This window comes from Janthinobacterium sp. SUN206 (genome assembly GCF_030587305.1).
Taxonomy (GTDB): Bacteria; Pseudomonadota; Gammaproteobacteria; order Burkholderiales; family Burkholderiaceae_D; genus Janthinobacterium; species Janthinobacterium kumbetense.
The window spans coordinates 2,849,239-2,855,608 of sequence record NZ_JAPWIB010000001.1; the positions used below are offsets into that span (position 1 = coordinate 2,849,239).

At 64.7% G+C, this 6,370-nt stretch carries 5 protein-coding genes; 4 read left to right on the forward strand and 1 reads right to left on the reverse strand.

Translation table 11 applies throughout. The features are described from left to right. Positions 1-132 precede the first annotated feature (132 nt). The 4 genes from O3300_RS12805 to O3300_RS12820 all read left to right on the forward strand — a co-directional run bounded on the left by O3300_RS12805 (position 133) and on the right by O3300_RS12820 (position 6,111). Complete coding sequence (locus tag O3300_RS12805) at positions 133-1,119, forward strand: LacI family DNA-binding transcriptional regulator (RefSeq protein ID WP_354669647.1); 987 nt, start codon at positions 133-135, stop codon at positions 1,117-1,119. 232 nt (positions 1,120-1,351) lie between these two features. Beyond that, positions 1,352-2,752: an acid phosphatase gene (gene acpA, locus O3300_RS12810; protein ID WP_289903600.1), complete on the forward strand. Its 1,401-nt coding sequence runs from the start codon at positions 1,352-1,354 to the stop codon at positions 2,750-2,752. Positions 2,753-2,831: 79 nt separating this feature from the next. Then, positions 2,832-4,451 carry a histidine-type phosphatase gene (locus O3300_RS12815; protein ID WP_305053114.1) on the forward strand — a complete coding sequence of 540 codons (1,620 nt, stop codon included), beginning with the start codon at positions 2,832-2,834 and terminating at the stop codon, positions 4,449-4,451. A gap of 91 nt (positions 4,452-4,542) precedes the next feature. Continuing rightward, positions 4,543-6,111: a histidine-type phosphatase gene (locus O3300_RS12820; RefSeq protein ID WP_305053115.1), complete on the forward strand. Its 1,569-nt coding sequence runs from the start codon at positions 4,543-4,545 to the stop codon at positions 6,109-6,111. A gap of 30 nt (positions 6,112-6,141) precedes the next feature. Here the strand turns inward: O3300_RS12820 and O3300_RS12825 are convergent. After that, on the reverse strand, positions 6,142-6,370 hold a 229-nt coding region (locus O3300_RS12825), incomplete at its 5' end, for an aldehyde dehydrogenase family protein (protein ID WP_305053116.1).

Genomic DNA, 6,370 nt, shown 5'->3' on the forward strand with positions numbered 1-6,370 from the left:
ATTCAGTTCGCGCCGCGGCCGGGATTTTCGGCTAAGATGATGGCGCGGCATTGCGCCGCACCGCATCGTGCATCGGCCTCTCATTCATCTACACCGTCAATGGAACAAAAAGACAAGTCTTGGGTCACTTCGGTGGACGTCGCCAAACGGGCCGGCGTCTCCCGCTCCGCCGTCTCGCGCACGTTCACACCCGGCGCCAGCGTGGCGCCCGAAACGCGGGCCCGCGTGATGGAAGCCGCACAATCGCTGGGCTACCAGGTCAACATCCTGGCGCGCAGCATGAACCAGGGACAAAGCAACCTGGTAGGCGTCGTCATCACGGGCTTCACGGACCCGTTCCGCGTGGCCCTGCTGGGCGAAGTCACGCGCAGCCTGAGCGAACATGCGCTGGTGCCGCTGCTGATGAATGCGGAAGACCCCGAGCGCCTCAGCGAATTGCTGCGCATCCTCCTCAGCTACAAGATTTCCGGCGTCATCATGACGTCCGGCTCGCCGCCGTCCGCCGTCGCCACGGAATACCTGCAGCGGCAAGTGCCAGTGGCCATGATCAACCGCGCGCGCGACCTGAAAGGCGTGGACGTGGTCAACAGTGACAACCGCCACGGCGGCGAACTGGCGGCCAGCACCCTGCTCGACAGCGGCGCCAAACGGCTGGCCTTCATCAACACGCGCGCCAGCAGTTTCAGCGGCATCGCGCGCGGCCAGGCCTTCCTCGACCACCTGGCGCCGGCCTTGGCGAAGAAGCGCTGCACGGCCGGCGAATACCTGGCCGACGCCATCGGCTACCAGGCGGGCCAGGAAGCGGCCGACGCCCTGCTCGCCTCGGGCAAGCTGCCTGACGGCGTCTTTTGCGCCACCGACCTGATCGCCTGCGGCTTCATCGACGCGGCGCGCAGCAAGTATGGCATCGACGTGCCCGCGCAACTGCAGGTGATCGGCTTCGACGACATTCCCATGGCCGCGCTGGATGCCTACCAGCTGACCACCATCCGCCAGGACGCGGGCGAACTGGCGCGCCGCGCCGTCAAGAGCCTGGTCGAGCGCATGGAAAAATTTGCCATGCCGGGCCGATTGAAGGAAGTGCCCGTCACCCTGGTGCGGCGCGGCACGACGCGCTAAATCATTCGATGCGGCAGATGGCGCAACGCCGTCTGCCCGCCCGCCACCGCCCGCCGTTCCCCGTTTTCCACACTTTTTCGTCCCCCGCCTGTACTTGTTGACATCAAAAAAAATCCGGGTTACTGTTTGCACACGCGCGCTGCACACGTGTGCAATTTCTTCAAACAAGCCAGTTCTGGCCACACCACTAAAAAAAGCGCCCCGTCCACGGAGGCGCATCAAGGAGACTGTTATGTTGAACCACGTTCTAAGAATCGCCCTGTTCGGCGCCGGGGCCATCGGTCTGGCAGCCTGCACCACCCAAGTCGGCACGCAGCGCAATATGGCCGCAGCAGTCGCCGCCGATCCGAAGCTGGCGAAGATCGGTCAGATCGTTGTCGTGTACATGGAAAACCGCAGCTTCGACCACCTGTTCGGCACCTTCCCCGGTGCCGACGGCATCGCCAATGGCCACTCGCCCGACACCACCACGCAGACCGGCCCCGATGGCAAGCCCTATGCCATGCTGCCCGCCGTGGCACTCGACAAGGGCGGCCTGGACCAGCGCTTCAAGGCCGACATCGCCAACGCGCCCTTCCGCATGGAGCCGAGCGTCTCGCTTGGCGACAAGACGGCCAGTCCCGTGCACGCGTTCTGGACGCACAAGCGCCAGATCAACGACGGCAAGAATGACCGCTTCGTCGTCGAGGGCAATACGGGCGCCCTGCCCATGGGCTATTTCGACGGCAGCAAGCTCAAACTATGGGCGCTGGCACAGCGCTACACCTTGGCCGACCGCTTCTTCCAGTCCGCCTACGGCGGCTCCTTCCTCAACCACATGTGGCTGACCTGCGCCTGCACGCCCGTGTTCCCGAACGCGCCCAAGTCCATCGTCTCCCAGGATGAGCGCGGCACGGGCCACAAGAAGGGCGAGGAAGCGGAAGTGACGCAGGACGGCTACGCCGTCAACACCATGCAGGGCCCGCTGCTGTTCGATCCGACAAAAAAACAGACGTTCCTGCCGCCGCAAACCATGCCCACCATCGGCGACCGCCTGACGGACAAGGGCATCTCCTGGGTCTATTATGCGGACGGCTACGACATCGCCGTCGCCTCGACCAAGTCAGGCAAGAAGGCCGACGATTTCTCGTATCACCACCAGCCGTTCACCTACTTCAAGCGCTTCATCGACAGCCCGCAGCAGCGCGCCACGCACCTGAAGGACCGCTCCGACATGCTCGCCGACGTCCAGGCAGGCAAGCTGCCGCCCGTCTCGTTCTACAAACCCATGGGCAAGAAGAACATGCATCCGGGGATGGATAAATCGAGCGTGGCGGCCGGCGACGACGAAGGCGTGGCCATCATCAGCGCCATCATGGAAGGCCCGCAATGGAAGGACACCGTCATCATCGTCACCACCGATGAAAACGGCGGTTTCTGGGACCACGTGGCGCCACCGAAAGGCGACCGCTTCGGCCCGGCCACGCGCATCCCCGCACTGGTCATCTCGCCCTTCAGCGAAGGCGGGCATATCGACCATACCGAGTATGAAACCGTGTCGATCCTGAAGTTCATCGAGGAACGCCATGGCCTGGCGCCCTTGAGCGAGCGCGATGCGCGCGCCAACAGCCTGGCCAAAGCCCTCAAGCTGTAATACCCATTCCCCTGCCTGTCTGTCCCGGGTGCGCCATCTGCACGGCGCGCCCGGGCTAACCACACCTGAAGGAAACACCATGCTGCGCGCACGCCATCTCCCCCTGTCCCTCCTGATGCTTTCCCTGACCGCCTGTGGCGGCGGCGACGATACACCGCCCGTCCCCGTCACGCCCCCGGTAACGCCGCCCGTGACGCCGGCCGCCCCCGCCACCTACTACCAGACCAAGACGCCCTACACGCCGCAGCAAGATGCGGCCACGTATGAAGCGGCACCTGCCGGCTACGCGTCCGTGTTCACCGAACTGGTGGCCCGCCACGGTTCGCGCGGCCTGTCGAGCATGAAGTATGACGCCGCCTTCTACAACGTCTGGCAACGGGCTGCAGCCGACGATGCGCTCACGCCGCTGGGGCAAAAGCTGGGCGCCGACATCCTGAAACTGATGAAGGCCAACGCGCTGCTCGGCTACGGCGTGGACGGCATCACGGCGCCAGGCTACGGCAACCTGTCGCAGACGGGCATCAATGAACACAAGCAGCTGGCCGTGCGCATGCTCGCGCGCCTGCCTGCCCTGTTCACGCAACTGGGTAGCAATGCCGCCAGCGCACCGCGCCAGATCGTCACCGTCAGTTCCGGCGTGGACCGCGCCAAGGACAGCGCCGCGTACTTTGCGCAGTCGCTGGCCGCCACGGCACCAAACGTCGCACCGCTGATTACCCTGCCGCCCGCCCCGACCGGCTACCCGGCCGGCAAGCCCGTGGCGCAGCCCGATGGCACCAACCGCTTCCTGCTGTATGCGCACAAGCTGGTGCCGAAGACGGACCTCGTCACCGATACCCTCGACCGCCATTACCAGACTTACCAGGATAGCCAGGCCTATCAGGCCTACCTGGAAAGCCCCGGCTTCCTGGCCAAATACACGGCCATCGACACGGATGCCACGGCGCGTACCCTGGGCCGCGAAGTACTGGAACGCTTGTTCACCAAGGCCTTCGTCGACAAGATCGACAACGGCACTTACCGCTTCGCCAACACGGGTACCTACAGTTTTACCAGCGACGACGGCAAGTTCACCAACACCGTCACGGGCGACGGCGGCACCACCATCAAGGGCCTGGCAGATGCCGCCTCGGTGCTGTACAACCTGTACGCCATCATGGCCGGCCTGACGAACGAAGTGAAAGCCGATTTCGTGCAGTACATGCCGTCGGACGCGGCCAAGTACCAGGCATTCGTGCAGGATTACCAGGATTTTTACAACAAGGGCCCCGGTACCACGGAAAGCGCCGGCGTCACCTGGAACTACGTGCGCGCGCTGCGCGACGACTTTTTCACGGAAGTGGACGCCATCGCGCGCGGCGACCTGTCGCACGGCGCCAAACTGCGCTTCACGCATGCGGAAGCCATCATTCCGCTGGCCACTGCCATGGGCCTGAAGAACGTCGTCGGCGCGCTGCCGGCGGCGCAGACCTACAGCTATGACAACAGCAGCTGGCGCGGCCTGTACGTGGCGCCGATGGCGGCCAACATGCAGTGGGATGTGTACCGCGACGCCGGCGGCAATGTGCTCGTGAAAATGCTGTACAACGAAAAGGAAACGGACTTCCAGGCCGCCTGCGATGGCGCCCGCTTTGCCGCCGGCAGCCATTTCTATGTGTATGCGAAGCTGAAGACCTGCTACGGCCACGTGGCGCAGTAAGTACGAATGCAGGCGGGCAGCCGTGCCCGCCTGTTGGACGTTTGCTGCTAGGCTTGCACGTAAGAACCAATCACGTCACCTACGGATCACCATGCCCCCACCGCTCCCCCTGTCCAGCATGCTGCTGGCCCTCACCATCTGCGCCGCTCCCGCCCTGGCCGCCGAAGGCCATTACCAGACCAAGGCGCCGTATGCGCCGCAGCAGGACCCGGCCACCTATGCCGCACCACCGGCCGGTTTCCAGCCCATCTTCACGCAGCTGGTGGCGCGCCACGGTGCGCGCGGATTGACCGGCATGAAGAGCGACGCGGCCCTGTATGCGATGTGGCGGCAGGCCGCCGCGCAGGATGCGCTCACGCCCTTGGGGCGCGAACTGGGTCCCGACATCCTGGCCCTGATGCAGGCGAACGCCTTGCTCGGTTACGGCGTGGCCGGCATCGAGCGGCCCGGCTACGGCAATCTGTCACGGACTGGCATCGAGGAACACCAACAACTGGCCGTGCGCATGCTGGCGCGCCTGCCCACCCTGTTCGCGCAAGTGGGGCAAGACGCCGCGACGGCGCCGCGCCAGCTCGTCACCATCCATTCCGGCGTGGACCGCGCGCGCGACAGTGCACGCTTTTTTACGCAGTCGCTGCTGGAGCACGCGCCCGCGCTGGCGCCCTTGCTATACCTGCCGCCCGCGCCGGCGCCGTATCCGCAGGGACGCAAGGCAGTGGCGCAGTCCGATGGTGTTAACCGCTTCCTGCTGTATGCGCACAAGCTGGCGCCGCAGACGGATTTTGTCGCCGATCGCGCCAACCCGCATTACGCCACCTATGCCGCCAGCCAGGCCTACCAGTACTATGAAAGAACCAAGCAGCTGCACGCCCTGATGGATGCCCCGGCCAGAAAACCGGAAGCGGCCGCGCATGCGCGCCAGGTGCTCGAACGGCTGTTTGCACCCGCCTTCCTCGACCAGCTTGAGCGCGGCGCCGCCAGTTTTGCGGATACGGGCAGCTACACTTTCACCAGCGCGGACGGCCAGCTCACGCGCACCATGACGGGCAGCGGAAAGACCATCATCCGCAGCCTGAATGCGGCCGCCACGAAACTGTATGAGCTGTACGCGATCGCCGCCGGCATGCGCCATGAAATGCCGGCCGATTTCAGCCGCTACATGCCCGCCGAGGATGCGCGCTACTATGCTTATATCGCCGACCACGAGGATTTTTACCAGAAAGGGCCGGCCACCACGGAAAGCAGCGGCGTGACCTGGCGCTTCGCGCTGGCCCTGCGCGACGATTTTTTCAAGGAAGTCGATGCGCTGGCCAGGGGAGATTTGCGCCACGCGGCCAAGCTGCGCTTCACGCACGCCGAGATGATCATTCCGCTCGCTTCGGCCATGGGCTTGCAACAGGCGCTGGCCCCCTTGCCGGTATCGGCCAGCGACAGTTATCAAAGCAATCAATGGCGCGGCCAGAACGTCTCGCCGCTGGCGGCCAACATGCAGTGGGATGTGTACCGCAACAGCGCAGGACAACTGATCGTGCGCCTGCTGTACAACGAAAAGGAAACCAGCTTCCAGCCTGCATGCGACGGCGCCCGCATCGCGCCGGACAGCATCTTCTATGACTACGCAAAGCTGAAAAGCTGCTACGGCCACGTGGCGGCGCCCTGACGCGCTGATGCTGCGCGCCGCCATCGCACCTTACTTCAAGGTCGGCATGGCGAATTCCGCCCCTGCCGCCGTCGATGCCGGCCAGCGCTGGGTGACGGCCTTCTGTTTCGTGTAGAAACGCACCGATTCCGGGCCATGCGCATGGTGGTCGCCGAACAGGCTGCGCTTCCAGCCGCCGAAGCTGTGGAAGGCCATCGGCACGGGGATCGGCACGTTGACGCCCACCATCCCGACTTGCACGCGGTGCGTGTATTCACGT

Coding starts and splice junctions, on each gene's coding strand:
- acpA (WP_289903600.1), top strand. CDS start 1,352: ATGTTGAACCACGTTCTAAGAATCGCCCTGTTCGGCGCCGGGGCCATC.
- O3300_RS12815 (WP_305053114.1), top strand. CDS start 2,832: ATGCTGCGCGCACGCCATCTCCCCCTGTCCCTCCTGATGCTTTCCCTG.
- O3300_RS12820 (WP_305053115.1), top strand. CDS start 4,543: ATGCCCCCACCGCTCCCCCTGTCCAGCATGCTGCTGGCCCTCACCATC.